The following is a 20414-nucleotide window of genomic DNA, read 5'->3' on the forward strand; positions in this document are numbered from 1 at the left end:
GCGGGGTGGTGGAGGCTGCGGTGTGCTCGGGTGCGGCGGGTCGGCGGGGCGGCTGGGGTGGGGATTCGGGGTGGTGGTGGAAACGGCTGCCGGGGCTGGGGATTCGGGTGGTGCCGAGGTATGCGATGCCGACCGTTCGGTTATCTGGGTCTCACCCGGTCGGCCCGATGGTCGGGGCGACCACTGCCAAGCAGTAAACTTGCGGCCAATGAGCACCTCACCGGCCGACAGCGTTTCGATCGACGACGAGAGGGACGCGACCGGCCCGTCCTTCGCCGATCTGGGCATCGATGACCGCATTCTGCGGGCCATCGCCGATGTCGGCTACGAGTCGCCGTCGCCCATCCAGGCGGCGACCATCCCGCCGCTGCTCGACGGCGCGGACGTGGTGGGGCTCGCGCAGACCGGCACCGGCAAGACCGCCGCGTTCGCGATTCCGATCCTCATGGGCCTGCAAGTCTCCGGCAAATCGCCGCGGGCGCTGGTCCTGGCCCCGACCCGCGAGCTGGCCATCCAGGTGGCCGAGGCGTTCGAGCGCTACTCCGCGCACATGCCCGACCTGCATGTGCTGCCCATCTACGGCGGCCAGAACTACGCCGTCCAGCTGTCCGGGCTGCGCCGCGGCGCGCAGGTCGTGGTCGGCACGCCCGGTCGCGTGATCGACCACCTGGAACGCGGCACCCTGGACCTGACCCAGCTCCAGTACCTCGTGCTCGACGAGGCCGACGAGATGCTGAAGATGGGCTTCCAGGACGACGTGGAGCGCATCCTGCGCGACACGCCCGAGTCCAAGCAGGTGGCGCTGTTCTCGGCGACCATGCCGACCGCCATCCGCAAGATCTCCAAGCAGTACCTGCACGACCCGGTGGAGATCACGGTCAAGGCCAAGACGGCCACCAACACCAACATCACCCAGCGCTGGGTGCAGGTGTCCTATCAGCGCAAGCTCGACGCGCTGACCCGCATCCTCGAGGTCGAACCCTTCGAGGCCATGATCATCTTCGTGCGCACCAAGCAGGCCACCGAGGAGCTGGCCGAGAAGCTGCGCGCCCGAGGGTATTCCGCCGCCGCCATCAACGGCGACATCGTGCAGGCGCAGCGTGAGCGCACCATCGGACAGCTCAAATCGGGCGCGCTGGACATCCTCGTCGCCACCGACGTCGCCGCCCGCGGCCTCGACGTGGAGCGCATCTCGCACGTCGTCAACTACGACATCCCGCACGACACCGAGTCCTACGTGCACCGCATCGGCCGCACCGGCCGCGCCGGCCGCAGCGGTGAAGCGCTGCTGTTCGTCGCGCCGCGCGAACGCCGCCTGCTCGACTCCATCGAACGCGCCACCCGCCAGCCGCTCACCGAGATGCAGCTGCCCAGCGTGGAGGATGTGAACGCGCAGCGCGTCGCCAAATTCGGCGACATGATCACCGAGAACCTGTCCGCGGCGAACCTGGCGCTGTTCCGCAAACTCATCGAGGACTACGAGCGCGAGCACAACATCCCGCTGGTGGATATCGCCGCCGCGCTGGCCGTCGGCTCGCACGACGGCGACAACTTCTTCATGGAACCCGATCCGGAGCCCGAACGCCGCCCCCGCGAACGCGGCTCCCGCTCCTTCGAGGGTGACCGCCCGCGCCGCGAGGGCCCGTCCCGCCACCGCGCGACCGGTGCCGAAATGGCCACCTACCGCATCTCGGTCGGCAAGCGCCACAAGGTGGTGCCCGGCGCCATCGTCGGTGCCATCGCCAATGAGGGCGGCCTGCGCCGCAGCGATTTCGGCCACATCAGCATCCGCCCCGACCACAGCCTGGTCGAACTCCCCGCCGACCTGTCCTCGGAGACCCTGGACGCGCTGCGCCGCACCCGCATCAGCGGCCAGCTCATCCAACTCCAGCTCGACTCCGGCCCGCCCGGACACCGGCCCCTGAGCCGCGCCCCCCGCCGCGACGGCGGTAAGCGCTTCGACCGCCGCAAACCCCGCGCTTGAGCTGGGTTCGACTTGCCCTCCGCTGCGCTCCGGGCGGATTCGCGGCGCTGAAGGTCCCGGTTCTTCCCTAGAACGACCGCCCAGGTGCGCGAGCAGCGCTCGATACCCCCGCGCCCGACCACCCAGCGCCCCGCTGGGGGTGAGGGGGAATCTGTGGCGGCATTGTGCGAGAGCGGTCCGCCACCAGTTCCCCCTCGGCGAAAGGACGTGCGCCGTGGGGCCGGTCCTAGGCGCGGCTGAGCGGAACGGTCCCGTATGGGATCGCGGACCGGGCGCGAGCCTGCCGGTTCGGGCGGGCTCGGGTGGTGGTGGGGTGATGCCGTAGCGGGCGAGCCCGCAGGGTTGTGGCGGGCTCTGAGCCGGTTCGGTTGGGGGCGTGGTTAGTTCGGCGCGGGGGTGTCGGCCGGGGCCGCGGGGGCGGGCTGTTCGGGGGCGCCCGCTGAGCCGGCGTCGGCTGGGGCCGGGGCTGCCGGGGCCGGGGCTGCCGGGTCGGCGGGAGTTTCCGGGGCCGGGGGCGGGAGGTCGGGGACGGTGAAGAGGCCGACGGTGGGGGTGACCACGCAGCGGGCGCCGGGGTAGTCGATGGTGCCCCAGAGGGAGGCGATGATGTTGCCGGGGCCGGAGTCGACGGTCTTGGAGAGGCTGGGGAGGTTGTACTCGGAGACGTCGTCGAGCATATTGATTCCGCTGCGGCCGTTGTTCACGTTCAGCCAGACCACGCTGAGGCCGGAGGCCAGCGGCATGCCGGAGTGCTGGGCGACGGCCTGGAAGCGGATGGTGCCGGGGGCGGCGCCGAGGCTGTCGGGGGTGCCGCCCGCGATGGCGGAGGCCGCGGTCAGGCTGAGCGGCATAGTGGTGCCGCAGCCGATGGTGGGTGCCATGTAGGCGAATGGCGCGAACGCCACATTGCCCAGCTTGGCGGCGGTGATGAGCTGTGCGGCCTTGGCGGTGGAGCGCACCGCGGCCTCGGCGTCGGCATTGCCGTCGGCGGTGTCGGTGAGCTGCTGGATGGCCGTGTCGACGGGTGAGGGCTGCGGCTCCGCGGGTTCGGCGTGGGCGACTGCGGTCGTGCCTAGCGCCACCGTGGCCGCGATGGCGGTCGCGGACGCGGCGCGGCGGAGGGTCCTGCCGTTCACTCGTATTGCTCCTCGAGATTTCGATGGGCGCGGCCGCCGGATGCCTTTCCGGGGCGCGCTGATCCCCCCGCAAATTACCAGCCGCGTGCCCGGCGTGGGGGATGAGCCCGCGCCGCCGGTGTGATGCGAGTGACAGACCGACCATTACCCAGTGGTAGCTTTGAGACACCCACTTGGCCGTGTCTTTTAAGACCGAGACGCGGAACACATACGGCGAACGCCTGGAGACGCGATGAAGCTAGCTCTCTCACCCGATGAGGTGACATTCCGGGACGAACTGCGCGAGTTCTACCGGACCAAGATCCCGGCCGAGATCCGCGACCGCGTGAAGTACGGCCGCGAACTCTCCCGCGAGGACATCGTCACCACCCATCGGATCCTCAACGAGCACGGTCTCGCGGTGCCGAAGTGGCCGGTGCAGTGGGGCGGGCAGGACTGGTCGCCCATGCAGCTGCACATCTGGGAGGACGAGATGCAGCTGGCCTCGGTCCCCGAACCGCTCACCTTCAACGCCCAGATGATCGGCCCGGTGATCGCCCAGTTCGGCTCCGAGGAGCTCAAGCAGCGCTTCCTGCCGCCGACCGCCAATCTCGACATCTGGTGGTGCCAGGGCTTCTCCGAACCCGACGCCGGCTCCGATCTGGCCTCGCTGCGCACCACCGCCGTGCGCGACGGCGACTCCTACATCGTCAACGGCCAGAAGATCTGGACCACCCTGGCGCAGTACGCCGACTGGATCTTCTGCCTGGTGCGCACCGACCCGAACGCCAAGAAGCAGGCGGGTATCTCGATGCTGCTGTTCGATGTGAACACCCCGGGCGTCACCATCCGCCCGATCAAGCTCATCGACGGCCACCACGAGGTGAACGAGGTCTTCTTCGAGAACGTCCGGGTGCCCGCCGATCAGCTGGTCGGCGAGGAGAACATGGGCTGGACCTACGCGAAGTTCCTGCTCGGCAACGAGCGCACCGGCATCACCGGCGTCGGCCGCACCAAGGTCAAGCTGGGTTTGGCGAAAGAGTATGCGGCCCAGACCAAGTCGGGTGGCGGCACGCTCATGGACGATCCGGTCTTCGCCGCCCGGGTCGCCGAACTGGAGAACGAACTGCTGGCGCTGGAGCTGACCCTCATGCGCGTGGTCTCCCAGCCGCTGGACGGCAAGCCGAATCCGGCGTCGTCGGTGCTGAAACTGCGCGGCACCGAATTGCAGCAGGCCGCCACCGAACTGCTCATGGATATCGCCGGACCCGACGCGCTGCCGGTGCACGCCGCCGACATCGCCTCCCCGGAGTGGGCGCAGATCACCGGCCCCACCTACCTCAACTACCGCAAGACCAGCATCTACGGAGGGTCGAACGAGGTGCAGCGCACCATCATCGCCTCCACCATCCTCGGATTGTGAGGCGCCGCCATGGATTTCGAACTCACCGATGAACAGATCATGCTGCGCGACACGGTGCGCGAGGTGCTGGCGCGCACCTACGATCCGGAGTCGCGGCTGAAGATCACCGACACCGATCTGGGCTGGAGCCGCGACGTGTGGGGGCAGCTCGCCGAATTGGGCGTGCTGGGACTGGCTTTCAGTGAAGCGGACGGCGGTATGGACGCGGGCCCCGTCGAGACCATGGTGGTGCTCGAGGAGATCGGCCGCTGCCTCGCGCCCGAACCGCTGCTGGACGCGGTGCTGCTGCCCGGCTCGCTGGTGGCGAGCGTGGGCACCGCCGAACAGCGGCAGCGGGTGCTGCCCGAGGTGGTCGGCGGACAGCGGCTGCTGGCCTTCGCGCACGAGGAGCCCGGGCTGCGGTGGCCGTCCACGGAGCTGTCCACCACCGCTGCGGCACAGGGGGATTCGTATGTGCTGACCGGCGTGAAGAACCCGGTTCCGCACGGCGATTGCGCCGACACCCTGGTGGTCAGCGCGGCGCTGCCCGACGGCGGCACCGGACTGTTCCTGGTCGCCGCGGATACGGTGGCGCGCAAACCCTTCCGCACCTTCGACGGACGGCGCGGCGCACAGCTCGAATTCGATTCCACCCCCGCCGAAGTGCTCGGCACCGGCGGTGACGCCCGGTCCGCCATCGACGCGGCGTTGGTTCAGGCGCAGGCCGCCCTGTGCGCGGAATCCCTGGGCGCGATGGCGGAATCGCTGCGACTCACCACCGAATACCTGAAGACCCGCAAGCAGTTCGGGGTCACGCTGTCGAAGTTCCAGACCCTGTCGCAGCGGGCCGCGGATATGTACGTCTCGCTGGAACTGGCCCGCAGCATGAGCTACTACGCCACCGCCGCCCTCGCCGACGGCACCGTGGATCCGGTGATCGCCTCCCGCGCCCGCCTCCAGGTCGCGCGCGGGGCGCGGCACATCGGCCAGGAGGCCGTGCAGATGCACGGCGGCATCGGCATCACCACCGAATACCCGGTCAGCCACTACGTCGCCCGCCTGACCGCCATCGGCCGCACCCTCGGCGGCGACCTGGAACACCTCCGGGTCCTCACCGACCGCGTCGCCGACTACGGCCTGGTCGAAATCTGACCGGATTCCACGCGAACGACTGTGGCCCCTCCGAAATCGAAGGGGCCACAGTCGTTTCCGCCGGACCTCCACGCCCGCACCGCCGACCCGCGTCGTGCCCCGCCCCTACCGCCGAGTCTTCGGCCGGGGTGTGCTGCCGGTTGCCGAGGTGGGGTTCCCAGGAGTCGGTGTCGGATCAGCGCGCCTGTCCTGGTGTGCTGCGCTCGTCCACCTTGCACTCCTGGCGCGGACTCTCCGGCGCAGCGGTGCGGCTGAATGTGCGTGTGCGCCTCGGGAAGTGTTGCGCGGTGAGTTGAGCCGGGTCGGCCGGGGACGGTCCGGGTGCTACTCCCCGCTCTCTTCGTCCGGGAAGGTCGGAACCACGGTGGTGGGCAGATCCTCGGTGGTGGTCGGCGGCTCTTCGGTGGGAGGCCGGGTGAGCGTTTCGGTGCGCTCGGTGGTGGTGCTGGGGGTGGGGCGCGTTGTGCGCGGGGTGGTCGGGCGGGTGGTGCGGGTGGTGGTCTCGGTGTCGGAGTACTCGCGGTCCTCGTCGCGCTCGACCGCGACGGTGGTGGTCGTGGTCGTGGTCGTGGTGGTGCGGCGCGGGGGGCGGTCGGCGGCGACGCGCCAGGTGGGGGAGGGCGGGATGACGATGACCGGGGTGGTGGTGCTGGAGCGGGCGTAGCCGGTGGGTGCGGCTTGGAGGTCGGCGTTGAGGGGAGGGGGCGCGACGTAGGTGTCTTCGCCGTCGAGGCCGCAGGAGCCGATGAGGACGAGTCCGAGGGAGACCGCTCCGGCGGCGGCGACCGCGCCCATCATGGGGGCGGGCAGTCGTCGCGAGCGGTGCTCGTCGTGATCGTCCGCGCGGCTGTTGCTGCCGTCCATCGGTGAGCTCTCCTCATTCGTTTCGAGTGGGGCTCACCCTAATGGAGGCCGCCGGACGGGGCCAGGCGGGCGGTCGGTTCGAATCCCGTCCCGCGCGGTGGGTTCCGCCGTCACAAGACAATCTCAAACAGCAGTAATTCACATATCGAATTGGTCAACTCTGCGTGTTGCGCGTCCGTGTCGCATGGACATTCCGTTGCCTACCCGTAATGTGTGACCAAAGTTACATGTGAGACGCCCGGAATTAGCTGAGGGACGCGCGCAGGTTCACGAAGTCGTGAGCGCCGAACTCGAGGGGCGTCATCTAGGAGTGGATGATGGGAGCTTCCTCGACATCCCCGCTGCGCACGGCCGCGCAGCCCGTGGAATCCCTGGATTCCGCGGCGGACCGGCCGCGGCGGGTGACCGAGATCCTGGCCCGGGCGCTCGCCTGGTTCATATTCCTCGGCGGCCTGGTGGGCGCCGGATTCGGAATCGCCGGACTACATGTCGAAATCACCGTCGCCGGATTGATTCTGGCGTGCACCGCGGGTTTGGTGCTGTTACGGCTACGCGCGGACTTCAGCCGCGGATAACCCATTCGAACGCCTGCGCTTTCGACCGCGCACCCTCGACCGTCCGGGACCGATTCGGCTCGCCGAGTTCGGTCAGCAATGCTTCGGACATTCGCACCAGCTCACCGAGCACCGGCGGGGTGAACCAGTCCGGCCGGGTCGCGAACAGCAGATCCTCACTCGAGGTGTTGCCGCTCGCCCCCGGCGCGAACGGGCATCCACCCAGCCCGCCGAGCGACCCGTCCACCACATCGGCCCCGGCCGCGGCCGCCGCCAGGGAGTTCGCCACACCCAGACCCCAGGTGTCGTGGCCGTGGAAGACGATGCGCCGCTGTGGATCGCGGGCGCGCACGGCCGCGACCAGGGCGGCCACCTGCCCGGGGTGCGCTTGGCCGAGCGTATCGGCGAGCACGATGTCGTCCGCGCCCGCGGTGCGGGGATCCGCGGCGATGGCCAGTACCCGCTCGGGATCCACCGGCCCGTCGAACGGGCAGGTGAAAGCCGTGGCGAGACAGAGTTGAATCCGCCCGCCCACCGCGCGCGCCAGTTCGACGGCGGCGGGCATGGCGGCCACACTGTCCTCCGTCGCACGGCCGATATTGGCCCGGTTGTGGGCATCGGAGACCGAGAAGCAGTACTGGAAATTACGCGCTCCCGCCGCGGCGGCCTTCTCCACATGCCGCGGAGTGGCGACCCAGAGCCAGCACCGCCGCAACTCCTCCGGACTCAGCGCGGCCACCACCTCCAGGCTGTTGGCCATGGGCGGCACCAGGTCCGGCCGGGCGAGGGAGCCGATCTCCAACTCCGGCACACCGAGTACGAGCAGCCGCCGCACGATCTCCACCTTGTGTTCGGTGGAAAGGACTTTGCCGGTGAGTTGCAGACCGTCGCGCAGGGTCACATCACGGAGCAGGGGCACCGCGCCGCCGTTCCGGTTCATCGGTCCGCCTCCAGCGCCTCGATCGCGTCGTCGGTCATGCCGAGCAGGCCCGACAGCACCTCGCGGGTGTGTTCACCCAGGTCGGGGCCGACCGACCGGATGGGCAGCGACGCACCGCCGATCACGGGCACGATGCCGGTGAAGCCGACCTCCTTGGGTTCGGGCTCGCCGACGTCCACGCGGAAGGGCTGGATCATATTGCGTGCCTTCAACTGTTCGTCGGCGACCAGGTCGGCGGCGGTGTAGATGGGGCCGCACGGGATGGCCGCCTCCTCGAGCACCTTCAGCGCCTCGTCGCGGGTGTGTCGGCGTGTCCACTCGGCGATGGCGGCGTCGAGGCGTTCGCGATGCTGCCAGCGTCCCGCATTGTCCTGGAGTTCCGGGTCGGCGGCGAGGTCCGGCCGGTCGATGACTCGCATATAGCGCTGGAAGATGGCGTCCCCGTTGCCGCCGATGATGATGCTGGTGCCGTCGGCGCACGGGTAGGCATTGCTGGGCGCGATGCCCTCCATGCGACCGCCGACGCGTTCGCGTGTGATGCCGTAGGCGAGATAGTCCGGCACCAGCGATTCCATCACCGACAGGATCGACTCGTTGAGCGCGACGTCGATGATGCGCTGCTCCAGGGGAACCCGCTCCACCCGCTCGCGCTGGAACAGCGCCATCACGGTGCCGAAGGCCGCGTAGATGCCCGCGATGGAGTCGCCGATGGAGACGCCCACCCGCACCGGCGGACGATCCGGATCGCCGACGAGTTCGCGCAGACCGCCCACCGCCTCGGCGACGGCGGCGAAACCCGGGCGCTGCGCGAGCGGACCGGTCTGCCCGTAGGCCGAGATCCGCGTGATCACCAGCTTCGGATTGGCCGCCGACAGCACCTCCGGCCCCAGCCCCCACTTCTCCAGCATGCCGGGCCGGAAGTTCTCCAGCAGCACATCGCACCGCTCGATGAGTTCGAGCACGATCCGCCGCCCCGCCTCGGTGCGCAGATCCAAGGTGATGGACTTCTTGTTCCGGTTGACGGTCCGGTACAGCATCGAGGTATCGCCGCCGTACAGCCGCCAATTCCGCAGCTCGTCCCCGGTCTTGGGGCGCTCGACCTTGATCACCTCGGCCCCGAAGTCCCCGAGGATCCGCCCGGCGGTCGGCGCCGCGACGTAGTTCCCCAACTCCAGCACCCGCACCCCGTCGAGCGGTCGAATCTCCATCGTCACACCGTGAACTCTAGAGCTCGCGACCCCCTGCCCGCCCCCGGTCGGCTCCTGATCATCGGCCGAGATGGCGAATGATCCGCCGCAACTGATCGGTGTAGAACCGCTCGAACTCCGGGGAATCCGGGGCGAGTCCGGTCACCCGGCGCACCACCTGCGGCAGCACCGTCGGAACCATGGCCGCGCCCATGAACGCCAGCAGGAACGCGCCGACGTCGAGGTCGGCGGGCAGTTGCCCGTCCTCCTGTCGACGGTGCAGGTCGGAGAGATCTTCGGGGGGATGATCGGCGGGCGACGTGCCCGCCGACTCGGTCAGCCCCTCCCAGGCCAGCAGACGGCCCAGGCGCGGATCCTCGAAACCGGAGCGCAGATAGGCGGCGAGCAGTTCGTCCAGCGGGAGATCGGGGCTGGCGAACTCTTCCTCGCGCCGCAGCCACTGTTCCTGGAGGGCGCGGTACAGGCCGTCCTTGCCGCCGAAGTAGTAGGTGATGAGCTGCTTGTTCACGCCCGCGCGGTCGGCGATCCGCTGCACACGCGCACCCGCGAAACCCTGCTCCGCGAAGACGTCCAGGGCGGCGGCCAGCAGGCGGCGGCGGGTGCGTTCGGCATCGCGTTGGCGCTCCTCCGGCGCGGGGGAGCGGCGTCCGCTGCTCTCGTTCGATGTTCGGTCCGTCATGACGGTCATTTACTGTACTGATGGTTGACACTATCATCCAAATGGATGATTATTCGAGCGTCATCGAGAACCGATATCGAGGAAGTCGCCATGTCCGAACAGATCTCCGTGGCCATCGCAGGAGCCGGCCTGGGCGGGCTCTGCCTGGCTCAATCACTGCTGCGCTCGGGCTTCGACGTGCACGTCTACGAGCGCGACGCATCCGCGCACAGTCGCCGTCAGGGGTACCGCATCACCACCGACGAGTACGGCATCGACGCACTGCGCCGCAGTCTGCCGCCGCACCTGTTCGAGCTCTATCTGGCCACCGCCAGTGATCCCAGCGGTACGGGTTACTTCCGATTCGTGAACCAGCGGATGGGATCGGTCTTCACCCTCACCTTCGAGGGCGGTCCCGGCGGCACGGACCTGCGCACGCCGCGTCAGGCCGACCGGCAGACGCTGCGCGCGCTGCTGCTGTCCGGATTGGGCGACCGCGTGCACTTCGGCAAGGCGGCGGCGGGCGTGGACGTGGCGGCCGACAGCGCGACGCTGCGTTTCACCGACGGCGCCGCGGTGACCGCCGCGCTGGTGGTCGGCGCGGACGGCGCGAATTCACCACTGCGCCAGCGATTGCTGCCCGACTGCGAGCCGGAGCGCTTGGGGCTCACCGCCATCTACGGCCGCTCGCGGCTGGTGCACGACGGTCGTGCACTCGTGCCCGAGTCGCTGGTGAACAGCGGTGTGCTGGCACTGGGGGACGCGCCGGGATCCTCGTTCTTCTTCACCACCATGCGGTTCCCGCGATCGCCGCGGGAGGCGTTCGCCAGGTTCGGCTCCGACCGCGAGGCACCCGTGGATGACGACTACGTGATGTGGGCGGTCAATCTGCCCGGGTCGGCATTCCCCGCAGACCGCCGCGGAGACAGCGCGGAACTGCACGCCATGGCGCTCGCGGCGGTCGGTGACTACCACCCGGTGCTGCGCCGGCTGGTGGAACGCGCCGATATCGAGGACACGCTCGAGGTGCCGATGCGTGCGGCCGTCCGCCCCACCGACTGGTCGGGCTCGCGGGCCACCCTGCTGGGCGACGCCGTGCACCTCATGCCTCCGTTCAACGCGCACGGCGGCAATACCGCGCTGCGCGACGCCGCACTGCTCGGTGAGCGACTGCGCGACGCGGCGGAGCGGGGCATGCCTCTGGTCAACGCGGTCGAGGACTATCAGCGAGAGCTGCTCGACTACGCGTTTGCGGAGGTCGCGGACGCTAAGAGGATGATGGCCCGCGCGACGACCCGCAACCCACTGCTGCGATGGGCGCTGCTGCGCGCCGTCCCCTGGGCGCGTTCGCGGCGCGGGAACGTACTCGACCTGGCAGCGGCCTGACTCGCCCGCCGGTCCGGATGCCACACCGGCGGATCGGCTCGTGCGCGCCCCGGCCCGTGGTCACCGCGTCGACCCGCATCCGCTGCGGGCCGCCCGCGTGATCTGCGGACCGAGTGCTAGCCGACCTGTTCGCGCAGGTAGGCCAGGTCGTCGGCGACGCCTTCGGCCGGGGTTTCCAGCACGATCGGTGCGTCCACGGCCTTGCACACCTCCACCAGGAGTTGCGGGTCGATGGTGCCGTCGGCGAGGTTGGCGTGCCGGTCGGCTCCGGAGTCGAAGGCGTCGCGGGAGGAGTTGAGGTGTACCAGGTCGATGCGGCCGGTGATGGCCTTGATCCGGTCCACGATGCCGAGCAGTTCCTCGCCGCCGGCCCAGGCGTGGCAGGTGTCCAGGCAGAAGCCCGCGTCGTAGTCGCCGACGGCCTCCCACAGCCGCGCGATATTGTCGAAATGCCGGGCCATGGCGTGATTGCCGCCCGCGGTGTTCTCGATGAGGATCGGCACGGCGAAGCCGCCCTTGTCCTCTTGGCGCTGGAACAGTTTGCGCCAGTTCACGATCCCCTCGGCCATCTCGGCATCGGAGCGCACGTGGCCGCCGTGCACCACCAGCCCGAACGCGCCGAGTTCCGCCGCCGCCTTCGCCTGCTGCGCCACCGCGTTGCGCGACGGCATGCGTAGCCGGTTGTTCACGCTGGCCACATTGATCTGGTACGAGGAGTGCACCACCACCTCGATCGGGCTGGCCCTGATCTCATCGGTGCGCGGATGCGGTGTCGGCTTCTCCCAGCTCTGCGGGTCGACCACGAACATCTGGATGACATCGGCCCCGAGCTTCTCCCCGAAGCCGATGGGGTCGCTGTCCATCCGCACGTGTGCTCCTAGACGCATGGTGGTCAGCGTATCGACCCCCACCGACAACCATGCCAAGCGATCCATAACTGTTGCGTAAGCGGCCCGAGCGAAGATAAGTCCGTAGACCTTTCGAACGCTCGGGAGATTCGCCGCTCCTGCTATGGTTTCGGTGATTTCGGATCGGCCGAGCGCGATCATGCCGATCGTTTGCGGTACGGCGCACACCGGTGGGTCCCGGTGGGTGCCGTGGGAAGTGGGATTAGCCATGCTGTCCAGCGGTGACGTTTTCGCCGGCTATGTCATCGAGCGCCAGCTGGGCCGCGGGGGCATGGGCTCGGTGTACCTGGCCAAACATCCGCGCCTGCCCCGGCTGACCGCGCTCAAGCTGTTGAACCGGGACATGGTGTTCGACAAGGAGATCCGCACCCGCTTCGAGCGCGAGGCCGATCTGGTCGCCCAGCTCGACCACCCCAATATCGTCACCGTCTACGACCGGGGCATGGAGGACGGCCAGCTCTGGATCTCCATGCAGTACATCGACGGCCCGGACGCCGCGAGCGTGGACGCCCGCACCCTGCCCCCGGAGCGGGCCGTGCAGATCGTGGCCGAGACCGCCGACGCGCTCGACTACGCGCACCGCAACGGCGTCCTGCACCGCGATGTGAAACCGGCGAACATCCTGCTCGCCCGCGCCACCGGCGGTAAGGGCGAGCGGGTCTACCTCACCGACTTCGGCATCGCCCGACTGCGCGACGACACCGGCCATCTCACGCAGACCGGAACGTTCACCGCGACCCTGGCCTACGCGTCCCCGGAACAGCTGACCGGTTCCGCGCTGGACGGCCGTTCCGACCAGTACTCGCTGGCGTGCAGCCTGTTCTGGCTGCTCACCGGCGCGGGCCCGTTCGCGGCGACCAATCCCGCCGCCGTCATCCAGGGGCATCTGCAGAATTCGCCGCCGCCGCTGAGCACCGCGCGCCCCGGCCTGCCGCCCGCCCTGGACATGGTGCTGCACAAGGCCATGGCCAAGCGTCCCGAAGACCGCTTCGACAGCTGCGCCGAGTTCGCCACCGCCGCCCGCCGCGCCCTGGCCGCGCCGAGCGCGTCCGCGGTGCCGCCGGCGAATGCGAACACCGCGCCTCCGCAGCTGCTGCAGCAGTTGCGGCCGCCCACGCAATCACCCACCGCGACGGCCGCGCCCACGCCGTTCCAGCAGACCGGCACCGCGCCCACCCCGTACCAGCACACCGGTACCGCTGCGGGCACCCTGACTCCGCCGGCGCAGCCGAACTACACCGCGCCCCGCCAGACCAATCAGTACACGCAGCCGGGGTACACCCCGCCGCCCTCCTTCCCCGCGCAGCAGTTCGCGGGTAGCGGGGCGCCGCCATCGGGACCGCCACCCCAGGGCTTCCATGGGCATCCGCCGCCGGGCAAGTCCAATGCCGGGCTGATCATCGCCGCCATCGTGGGTGTGGTCCTGCTGCTGGTCGTCGCCGTGGTGGTGATCGTCGCGGCGAGCGACAGCGGCACGACCACCACCTCGGGCGGCACCACGACCACGACCGCGACGACCACCGCGGTGGTGGCCGACCGACCGGTCGACGCACAGTCCCTGATCGCCGAATTCCCGAACATGGTGCCCGCCAGCACCTCCGCCGATGTGGGCTACAACGGGGCCAGCTGCTACCTGGCCGATCCGAACAGCCCGCCGGACAAGACCGAGGGTGAACCCGACTTCAAGACGTGGGCGGTGCAGTGGCGCTGCTTCGGCGGCGCCGACAACGCCGACCCGTTCTACCGTCTCTACGCCTACTCGACGGCGGCCGAGGCGCAGGCCGTGGTCGCCGCGCTGGCGCCGGACCAGCGGACCACCGACACCAACGGCGGCAAGACCTACACCAACTACCAGTTCGGCGGCGACCGGCCGCGCATGGTCACGGTGTTCACCGGTGACGACAACCGCACCCAGTACCTCATGTACACCGACGGCATCGTGGGCACATTGGACGAGGTGCTGACCTGGTGGCGGTCGGCCCCCCTGAACTGACGGCTTGCGCGAAAGCCCGCGATTCACCCGTTGTCGTGGGCTTTTGTGAATTTCCTGAGGGTGCGTGTTTCCGGGTGTTCCCCGATGGCGTCAGCTCGCGATCCTCGACACACTGGACACCATGACTTCAGACGCCTCGGCTTCCGTCGCCCTCGACAAGTCGGCCCCCGCCTCGGTCGCCGCCCGCGCGACCGATCTGGTGAAGCTCTACGGTTCCGGTGATACGCAGGTCAAGGCGCTCGACGGAGTGTCCGCGGAGTTCGCCAGGGGGGAATTCACAGCCATCATGGGCCCGTCCGGTTCGGGCAAGTCCACCCTCATGCACTGCCTGGCCGGTCTCGACTCGGCCACGGCGGGCACCGTGCACATCGGTGACACCGACCTCACCACCCTGTCCGACAAGCAGATGACCAGTCTGCGCCGCGACCGTATCGGCTTCGTCTTCCAGGCATTCAACCTGGTGCCCACCCTCACCGCCATGGAGAACATCACCCTGCCCCTGGATATCGCGGGCCGCAAGGGCGATGAGGAGTGGATCGCCACGGTGGTCAAGCGTCTCGGCCTCACCGATCGCCTCGGGCATCGGCCCGCCGAGCTGTCGGGCGGCCAGCAGCGCGCGTGGCGTGTGCCCGCGCGCTGGCGGGCAAGCCGGACATCATCTTCGGCGACGAGCCGACCGGCAACCTGGATTCGCACTCCTCGGGTGAGGTGCTGTCGATCCTGCGGGCGGCGGTGGACGAATTCGATCAGACCGTCGTGATCGTCACCCACGATCCGCGCACCGCCTCCTTCGCCGACCGCGTGGTGTTCCTGGCCGACGGCCGGATCGTCGACGAATTGCGCGACCCCACCGCCGATTCCGTCCTCGACAAGATCAAGTCCCTGGAGACGATCTGATGTCCGGAAGCCCGATGCGCAAGGTCGCCTTGCGCAATCTCGCCGCGCACAAGGTGCGCCTGGTGCTCACCGTGCTGTCGGTGGTGCTCGGGACCGCCTTCATCGCGGGTTCGTTCGTCTTCACCGACACGCTGCAGCGCACCTTCGACAATATCTTCGCCAACCAGGCCAGGGGCGTGGACGTCCGGATCAGCCCGGAGGAGCAGCAGTCCATCGGGGTACCGCTCACCCTGGTCGACCAGGTCACCGCCATGGACGGGGTGCGCACCGTGGCTCCGGGCGCCAACGGCCCGGTCACCCTGCTGAAGGACGGCAAGGTCGTCCAGACCGGCGGCGCGCCGACCATCGGCGAGGCGTACCTGCCACCGGAGCGTGCGGTGGCCGAACCGCAGCGGTTCGTCGACGGGTCGCCGCCCTCCGAACCCGGGCAGGTCGCCATCAACCAGGGCGGCGCGGACCGGGCCGGACTCCGGGTCGGCGATCCGGTCACGGTGGTCACGCCCGCGAAAGGCAATGTGGCCGCCACCATCTCGGGTATCTACCAGCTCGACGGCGGCGGTGCGACCGGCGGCTTCATCGGCCTGCAATTCGACTACGACGAGGCCATGCGGCTGTTCACCGACGGCAAGCACGTCGCCTACCTGGACATCGCGGCACAGCCCGGCACCGACCCGGACCAACTGCGCTCCGAAATCGTCACGGCCTTACCGGATTACAAGGTGCAGAGCGGTGACGAGGTCCGCGAGGACATGAAGCAGCAGCTCGGTGACGCGCTCAAGTTCATCAACTACTTCCTGCTCGCCTTCGGCGCCATCGCACTGATCGTCGGCACCTTCATCATCTACAACACCTTCTCCATGCTCGTCGCCCAGCGGCTGCGGGAACTGGCGCTGCTGCGCGCGGTGGGCGCGAGCCGCGGACAGGTCGGCCGCTCGGTGGTCGGGGAGGCGCTGATCGTCGGATTGGTCGGCAGCGCACTGGGTCTCGCCGCCGGTATCGGTCTGGCCTACGGCCTGGCGGCGCTGCTCAACGCCTTCGACCTGGGGCTGCCCACCGGATCCATGGCCGTCCTGCCGCGCACGGTGGCGGTGGCGCTGGTGCTCGGCGTGGTCGTGACCGTGGTGAGCGCCTACGCGCCCGCCAGTCGCGCCGCCCGGGTACCACCGGTGGAGGCCATGCGGGAAGAATTCGCCTCGCACTCCGAATCGCTGCGGCTGCGCACCATCGCCGGTGCGGTGCTGGCCGTGATCGGTGTGGCGCTGGTGGTGCTGGGCGCGCAGAACACCGGCGGCAATGCCGCCGCCACCGTCGGAATCGGGGCGGCCGCACTGATTCTCGCGGTGCTGTTCGCCTCGCCCGCACTGTCGCGCCCGGTGCTGGCCGGGCTCGGTGTGCTGGTGCGGCCGTTCGGTCCCGTCGGCCGGATGGCGCGCAACAACGCCATCCGCAATCCGCGCCGCACCGCCGCCACCGCCTTCGCGCTCACCCTGGGACTCATGCTGGTGTCGGCCATCGGCATGCTCGGCGCCTCGGCCAAGGCCAGCGTCGGGGAACTCGTGGACAAGGGCGTGCGGGCCGACTACATGCTGTCGGGTCCGCCCGGCGCCCTCATCGGCGTTCCACTGCAGGCCACCGACGAGGTGAAGGCGGTGCCCGGTGTGGAGGAAGCCGTGGCCTTCCACGGTGTCGCCCTGAAGGTCGGCGGTGACCAGGTCTTCGGCACCGTGCCGGAGGGCCCGTTGGACCGCGTGCTGTCCTACGAGATCCAGCAGGGCAGCGGTTCGGTCGGGGACGATCAGATTCTCGCCTCGGAAACCCTTGCCTCCGACAATGGTTGGCAGGTCGGGCAGACCGTCGAGGTAGCCGGCGTGGACGGCAAGAAGTACCAGGTCGAGGTGGCGGGCATCTACGCGGACACCCAGCTGCTGCAAGCCCTCGTCGCCCCCATGTCGCTCTACGAGCAGACGGTGCCGACCAGCTTCCGGAGCAGTTTCATGGTGGCGGTCGATGCCGCGCCGGGCACCGACCTCGCCACGCTGCGCACCGATCTGGAGCAGGCCACCGAGAAGTACGGCAACGTCCAGGTGATGGACCGCGAGGACTTCAAGGGCGTGCAGGGGCGTCAGATCGACACCATGTTGGCCATCCTCTACGGGCTGCTCGCCCTGGCGGTGGTGATCGCCATTCTCGGCATCGTCAACACCCTGGCGCTGTCGGTGGTGGAACGCCGCCGCGAGATCGGCATGCTGCGCGCGGTGGGCATGCAGCGACCGCAGGTGCGGCGCTCCATCTACCTGGAGTCCATGCTGATCGCCATCTTCGGTGCGGTGGTCGGCGTCATCCTCGGCCTGGGACTCGGCATCGGATTCCTGCGCACCCTGCAGGATCTCGGCCTCGGGACCATCGCGGTGCCGTGGGGGCAGATCGTGGGCATGCTCATCGCCTCGGGCGTGGTCGGCGTGCTGGCGGCGCTGTGGCCCGCGGTGCGTGCCGCCCGCACCCCACCGCTGGCGGCCATCGCGGATTTGTAAGCGGTTCCGCGCGAATGCCTTCCGCCCCCGCGCCGATCGGCGCGGGGGCGCGAATCAGGCCAGGGCCACGATGACGATCACCGCGATCACCGCGATGATCACGGCCGCCACGATGCCGAGGATGATGCCGGTGTTGGAGCCGGAACCCTGTTGGGGCGGGGCGTAGTTCGGGGGCGGAGCCTGATATCCGTACGGCTGGGGTGGAGTGCCCTGCGGGGCGAACGGCGCGGACTGCGCGTAGGGAGCCGGGCGGGGCATGGACTGGCTCGGGTTGTACACCGACGGCGGATTCGGGTGGCTCGCCAGTGGATTGTGCGGCGCGGACTGCGGATTCGGCGAACCCGCCTGCGGGTTGAACGGCGCGGACTGCGGGCCGACCTGGCCCGCCTGCGGGGTGTAGGGCGCGGACTGCGGGCCGACCTGGCCCGCCTGCGGGGTGTAGGGCGCGGACTGCGGGCCGACCTGACCCGCCTGCGGGTGGTACGGCGTGGATTGCGGGTTCGGCTGGCCCGCTTGCGGGTTGCGGGGCGAGGATTGGGGGCCGACCTGACCCGGTGGCGGACTGTGCGGTGCCGACTGCCCCATCGGCCCCTGCTGACCGACGAGCGGGCGCGGCGACGACGGGGTGTGCGGTACGACCGGCTGCGGTCGGGCCGGAGTCGGCGGGCGCGGCGGCTGTACCGGCTGCGGGGGTGCGGTGCGGGAGATGGCGAAGGCACGTTCGGCCGCGTTCGCGAACTCGGTGCAGGAGTGGTAGCGGTCCTGTGGGCGCTTGGACAGCGCGCGGGCCAGCACCCCGTCGACGGCGGGCGGTAGGTCCGCGCGCAGTGTGCTGGGCAGGCGGGGGCGCTCCTGCAGATGGCCGCGGATCACCGCCGCCGGACTGGTGCCCTCGAACGGCACACTGCCGGTGAGCAATTGGAACAGCGTGCAGGCCAGCGAGTACTGATCGGAGCGGCCGTCCAACGTCGCGCCGGTCAACTGCTCCGGTGAGGCGTAGGCCAGGGTGGCGGTCACGGTGCCGGTCTGGGTGAGATGACCGGTGTCGTCGCGCAGCCGGGCGATGCCGAAATCGGTGAGATACACCCGTTCACCACCCGCCCCCGCACGACCCGAGCGGGCCAGCAGGATATTGGCGGGCTTCACATCGCGGTGCAGGACGCCGATGCCGTGCGCGTAGTCGAGGGCCTTGGCGGTCTCGGTGATGATCTGCACCGCGCGCAGCGGCGGCAGCTTGCCCGGATCGACGGCGGCGGCGTTCACCCCGTCGATGTACTGCATGGAGATCCACAGCTGCTCGTCCACCGCGCCGCGGTCGTAGACCGTCACGATATTCGGATGATCGAGCTGGGCGACCAGATCGGCTTCCCGGATGAACCGGGCGCGGATCTCGTCATCGGAGAACATCTCCTGATTGAGCAGTTTCAAGGCCGTCATGCGCGGCAGCCGCGGATGCTTGGCCAGGTAGACCGAACCCATACCGCCGCGGCCCAGTTCGCGCTCGATGACGTAACCGGCGAAATCTTCACCAGAGTTCAGCAACCGAGAGCCCCCGTTTCCACGAGTCGAATCGCCAGGCAGCCTAGCAGTGTTTGCGTGCGCCGATTCCGCGGACGCGCCCCGCCGCGCACCCGGGTCAGGGGGCGGACCGCCCGGTGTGCAGCTCGGCCCACCGGCGCACATCGCCCCGGTCCAGTGCGACCGCCAGCAGCTCCGGGAAGCGGTCGGGGGTGCACGCGAAGGCGGGGACGCCGAGGGCGTCCAGGGCGGCGGCGTTCTCGCGGTCGTAGGCGGGCGCGCCGTCGTCGGACAGCGCCAGCAGCACCACGACCTGAACGCCCGCCTCGGTCATGGCGCGCACCCGCCGCAGCATATCGGCGCGGACTCCACCCTCGTACAGGTCGGAGATGAGCACGAACAGGGAGTCGGCGGGGCGGGTGATGAGCGACTGCGCGTAGGCGAGGGCGCGATTGATATCGGTGCCACCGCCGAGTTGGGTGCCGAACAGCACGTCCACCGGATCGGCGAGCCGATCGGTGAGATCCACGACCGCGGTGTCGAACACGATCAGCGAGGTCCGCAGCGACCGCATGGTCGCCAGCACCGCCCCGAACACCGACGCGTACACCACGCTCGACGCCATGGAACCGGATTGATCGATGGCCAGCACCACATCGCGCCGCACCGCCTGCGCCTTGCGGCCGTAGCCGACCAACCGCTCCGGCACGACGGTCCGGTACTCGGGCAGATAGGTGCCGAGATTACGGCGAATGGTGCGGTCCCAATCGATATCCCGCGGTTTCGGCCGCGCCACCCGCGCCGCCCTGTTCAGCGCGCCGCCCACCGCGGCGACGGTGCGGGCGGCGATGCGCCGCTCGATGTCGCGCACCACCCGCTCCACCACCATGCGGGCGGTGGCCCTGGTGGTCTCCGGCATCACCTTGTTCAGGCCGAGCAGGGTGCCGACCAGATGGACGTCCGGTTCGACCGCGTCCAAGAGTTCCGGTTCCACCAGCAGTTCGGTGAGATTCAGCCGCCGCACCGCGTCCCGCTGCATCACCTCGACCACCGTGGTCGGGAAGTACGAGCGGATATCACCCAGCCAGCGCGCCACATTCGGCGCCGAACCGCCCAGCCCGCCGGAGCGCCGACCACCCTGCCCGGTGCGGGCGTCGGAGTCGTACAGCGCCGACAGCGCCCGGTCCATGGCGGCGTCCTCGGCGCTGCCCACACCGCCCAGCTCCGCCTCGCCCGCCGCCCCCAATACCAATCGCCAACGTCGGGAACGGGTTTCGTCATCGTCGTGCATCGGCCAGCCTTGT

At 69.5% G+C, this 20414-nt stretch carries 15 protein-coding genes and 1 pseudogene; 8 read left to right on the plus strand and 8 right to left on the minus strand.

The window, feature by feature from the left end; translation table 11 throughout:
• Positions 1 to 208 precede the first annotated feature (208 nt).
• Positions 209 to 1984, plus strand: a complete 1776-nt coding sequence (locus tag FOH10_RS03410) for a DEAD/DEAH box helicase (RefSeq protein WP_029931532.1) — start codon at positions 209 to 211, stop codon at positions 1982 to 1984.
• A 380-nt stretch (positions 1985 to 2364) separates the two neighbouring features.
• On the opposite strand, the gene FOH10_RS03415 is transcribed toward FOH10_RS03410, so the two are convergent.
• Positions 2365 to 3120 (minus strand): hypothetical protein, encoded by a 756-nt coding sequence (locus FOH10_RS03415; protein WP_143979590.1) that lies wholly within the window; start codon positions 3118 to 3120, stop codon positions 2365 to 2367.
• 232 nt (positions 3121 to 3352) lie between these two features.
• Here FOH10_RS03415 and FOH10_RS03420 point away from each other — a divergent pair, with 232 nt between their 5' ends.
• Together FOH10_RS03420 and FOH10_RS03425 are read left to right on the plus strand one after the other, a co-directional pair.
• Positions 3353 to 4522 (plus strand): acyl-CoA dehydrogenase family protein, encoded by a 1170-nt coding sequence (locus tag FOH10_RS03420; RefSeq protein ID WP_143979591.1) that lies wholly within the window; start codon positions 3353 to 3355, stop codon positions 4520 to 4522.
• 9 nt (positions 4523 to 4531) lie between these two features.
• Entirely contained in the window at positions 4532 to 5653 is a 1122-nt protein-coding gene (locus FOH10_RS03425; protein WP_143979592.1) for an acyl-CoA dehydrogenase family protein, read from the plus strand.
• A 324-nt stretch (positions 5654 to 5977) separates the two neighbouring features.
• Here FOH10_RS03425 and FOH10_RS03430 read toward each other — a convergent pair whose 3' ends face one another.
• Complete coding sequence (locus FOH10_RS03430; RefSeq protein WP_186000700.1) at positions 5978 to 6517, minus strand: hypothetical protein; 540 nt, start codon at positions 6515 to 6517, stop codon at positions 5978 to 5980.
• A 314-nt stretch (positions 6518 to 6831) separates the two neighbouring features.
• On the opposite strand from FOH10_RS03430, the gene FOH10_RS03435 reads away from it, so the two are divergent.
• On the plus strand, positions 6832 to 7092 hold the full coding sequence (locus FOH10_RS03435; protein ID WP_143979593.1) for a hypothetical protein: 261 nt from the start codon (positions 6832 to 6834) through the stop codon (positions 7090 to 7092).
• Here the strand turns inward: FOH10_RS03435 and FOH10_RS03440 are convergent.
• Genes FOH10_RS03440 through FOH10_RS03450 form a run of 3 tightly spaced genes read right to left on the minus strand, consistent with a single transcriptional unit; the run spans position 7079 to position 9898 of the window.
• Positions 7079 to 8011 carry a beta/alpha barrel domain-containing protein gene (locus tag FOH10_RS03440; protein ID WP_143979594.1) on the minus strand — a complete coding sequence of 311 codons (933 nt, stop codon included), beginning with the start codon at positions 8009 to 8011 and terminating at the stop codon, positions 7079 to 7081. The two genes, FOH10_RS03435 and FOH10_RS03440, sit on opposite strands and share 14 nt — an antisense overlap.
• On the minus strand, positions 8008 to 9219 hold the full coding sequence (locus FOH10_RS03445; protein WP_143983835.1) for a CaiB/BaiF CoA transferase family protein: 1212 nt from the start codon (positions 9217 to 9219) through the stop codon (positions 8008 to 8010). Before FOH10_RS03445 ends, FOH10_RS03440 begins: the two co-directional genes overlap by 4 nt.
• Before the next feature lie 58 nt (positions 9220 to 9277).
• Positions 9278 to 9898, minus strand: a complete 621-nt coding sequence (locus FOH10_RS03450; protein WP_143979595.1) for a TetR/AcrR family transcriptional regulator — start codon at positions 9896 to 9898, stop codon at positions 9278 to 9280.
• A 45-nt stretch (positions 9899 to 9943) separates the two neighbouring features.
• On the opposite strand from FOH10_RS03450, the gene FOH10_RS03455 reads away from it, so the two are divergent.
• The gene (locus FOH10_RS03455) at positions 9944 to 11263 is read left to right on the plus strand and encodes an FAD-dependent oxidoreductase (RefSeq protein WP_221937921.1); all 1320 of its coding nucleotides are present in this window, start codon (positions 9944 to 9946) and stop codon (positions 11261 to 11263) included.
• Between the two features lie 116 nt (positions 11264 to 11379).
• On the opposite strand, the gene FOH10_RS03460 is transcribed toward FOH10_RS03455, so the two are convergent.
• Positions 11380 to 12150, minus strand: coding sequence for a deoxyribonuclease IV (locus FOH10_RS03460; protein ID WP_143979596.1), 771 nt, complete (start codon positions 12148 to 12150; stop codon positions 11380 to 11382).
• 229 nt (positions 12151 to 12379) lie between these two features.
• Here FOH10_RS03460 and FOH10_RS03465 point away from each other — a divergent pair, with 229 nt between their 5' ends.
• From FOH10_RS03465 to FOH10_RS03475, 3 genes and pseudogenes are all read left to right on the plus strand, one after another.
• Positions 12380 to 14164 carry a serine/threonine-protein kinase gene (locus FOH10_RS03465; RefSeq protein WP_143979597.1) on the plus strand — a complete coding sequence of 595 codons (1785 nt, stop codon included), beginning with the start codon at positions 12380 to 12382 and terminating at the stop codon, positions 14162 to 14164.
• Between the two features lie 121 nt (positions 14165 to 14285).
• Positions 14286 to 15061 (plus strand): annotated as a pseudogene (locus FOH10_RS03470) (ABC transporter ATP-binding protein).
• Between the two features lie 14 nt (positions 15062 to 15075).
• Entirely contained in the window at positions 15076 to 17592 is a 2517-nt protein-coding gene (locus FOH10_RS03475) for an ABC transporter permease (RefSeq protein ID WP_143979598.1), read from the plus strand.
• Positions 17593 to 17646: 54 nt separating this feature from the next.
• On the opposite strand, the gene FOH10_RS03480 is transcribed toward FOH10_RS03475, so the two are convergent.
• On the minus strand, positions 17647 to 19134 hold the full coding sequence (locus tag FOH10_RS03480; protein WP_143979599.1) for a serine/threonine-protein kinase: 1488 nt from the start codon (positions 19132 to 19134) through the stop codon (positions 17647 to 17649).
• Between the two features lie 94 nt (positions 19135 to 19228).
• Positions 19229 to 20401 carry a vWA domain-containing protein gene (locus FOH10_RS03485; protein WP_143979600.1) on the minus strand — a complete coding sequence of 391 codons (1173 nt, stop codon included), beginning with the start codon at positions 20399 to 20401 and terminating at the stop codon, positions 19229 to 19231.
• Positions 20402 to 20414: the final 13 nt, after the last annotated feature.

The organism is Nocardia otitidiscaviarum, from assembly GCF_007362295.1.
GTDB classification, from domain to species: domain Bacteria; phylum Actinomycetota; class Actinomycetes; order Mycobacteriales; family Mycobacteriaceae; genus Nocardia; species Nocardia otitidiscaviarum.

What these genes read in the sequence shown, in the direction of transcription:
- FOH10_RS03430 (WP_186000700.1), bottom strand. Translation starts at nt 6,517, where the DNA reads ATGGACGGCAGCAACAGCCGCGCGGACGATCACGACGAGCACCGCTCG.
- FOH10_RS03420 (WP_143979591.1), top strand. Translation starts at nt 3,353, where the DNA reads ATGAAGCTAGCTCTCTCACCCGATGAGGTGACATTCCGGGACGAACTG.
- FOH10_RS03440 (WP_143979594.1), bottom strand. Translation starts at nt 8,011, where the DNA reads ATGAACCGGAACGGCGGCGCGGTGCCCCTGCTCCGTGATGTGACCCTG.
- FOH10_RS03485 (WP_143979600.1), bottom strand. Translation starts at nt 20,401, where the DNA reads ATGCACGACGATGACGAAACCCGTTCCCGACGTTGGCGATTGGTATTG.
- FOH10_RS03445 (WP_143983835.1), bottom strand. Translation starts at nt 9,219, where the DNA reads ATGGAGATTCGACCGCTCGACGGGGTGCGGGTGCTGGAGTTGGGGAAC.
- FOH10_RS03460 (WP_143979596.1), bottom strand. Translation starts at nt 12,150, where the DNA reads ATGCGTCTAGGAGCACACGTGCGGATGGACAGCGACCCCATCGGCTTC.
- FOH10_RS03475 (WP_143979598.1), top strand. Translation starts at nt 15,076, where the DNA reads ATGCGCAAGGTCGCCTTGCGCAATCTCGCCGCGCACAAGGTGCGCCTG.
- FOH10_RS03425 (WP_143979592.1), top strand. Translation starts at nt 4,532, where the DNA reads ATGGATTTCGAACTCACCGATGAACAGATCATGCTGCGCGACACGGTG.
- FOH10_RS03450 (WP_143979595.1), bottom strand. Translation starts at nt 9,898, where the DNA reads ATGACGGACCGAACATCGAACGAGAGCAGCGGACGCCGCTCCCCCGCG.
- FOH10_RS03455 (WP_221937921.1), top strand. Translation starts at nt 9,944, where the DNA reads ATGATTATTCGAGCGTCATCGAGAACCGATATCGAGGAAGTCGCCATG.
- FOH10_RS03410 (WP_029931532.1), top strand. Translation starts at nt 209, where the DNA reads ATGAGCACCTCACCGGCCGACAGCGTTTCGATCGACGACGAGAGGGAC.
- FOH10_RS03465 (WP_143979597.1), top strand. Translation starts at nt 12,380, where the DNA reads ATGCTGTCCAGCGGTGACGTTTTCGCCGGCTATGTCATCGAGCGCCAG.
- FOH10_RS03435 (WP_143979593.1), top strand. Translation starts at nt 6,832, where the DNA reads ATGATGGGAGCTTCCTCGACATCCCCGCTGCGCACGGCCGCGCAGCCC.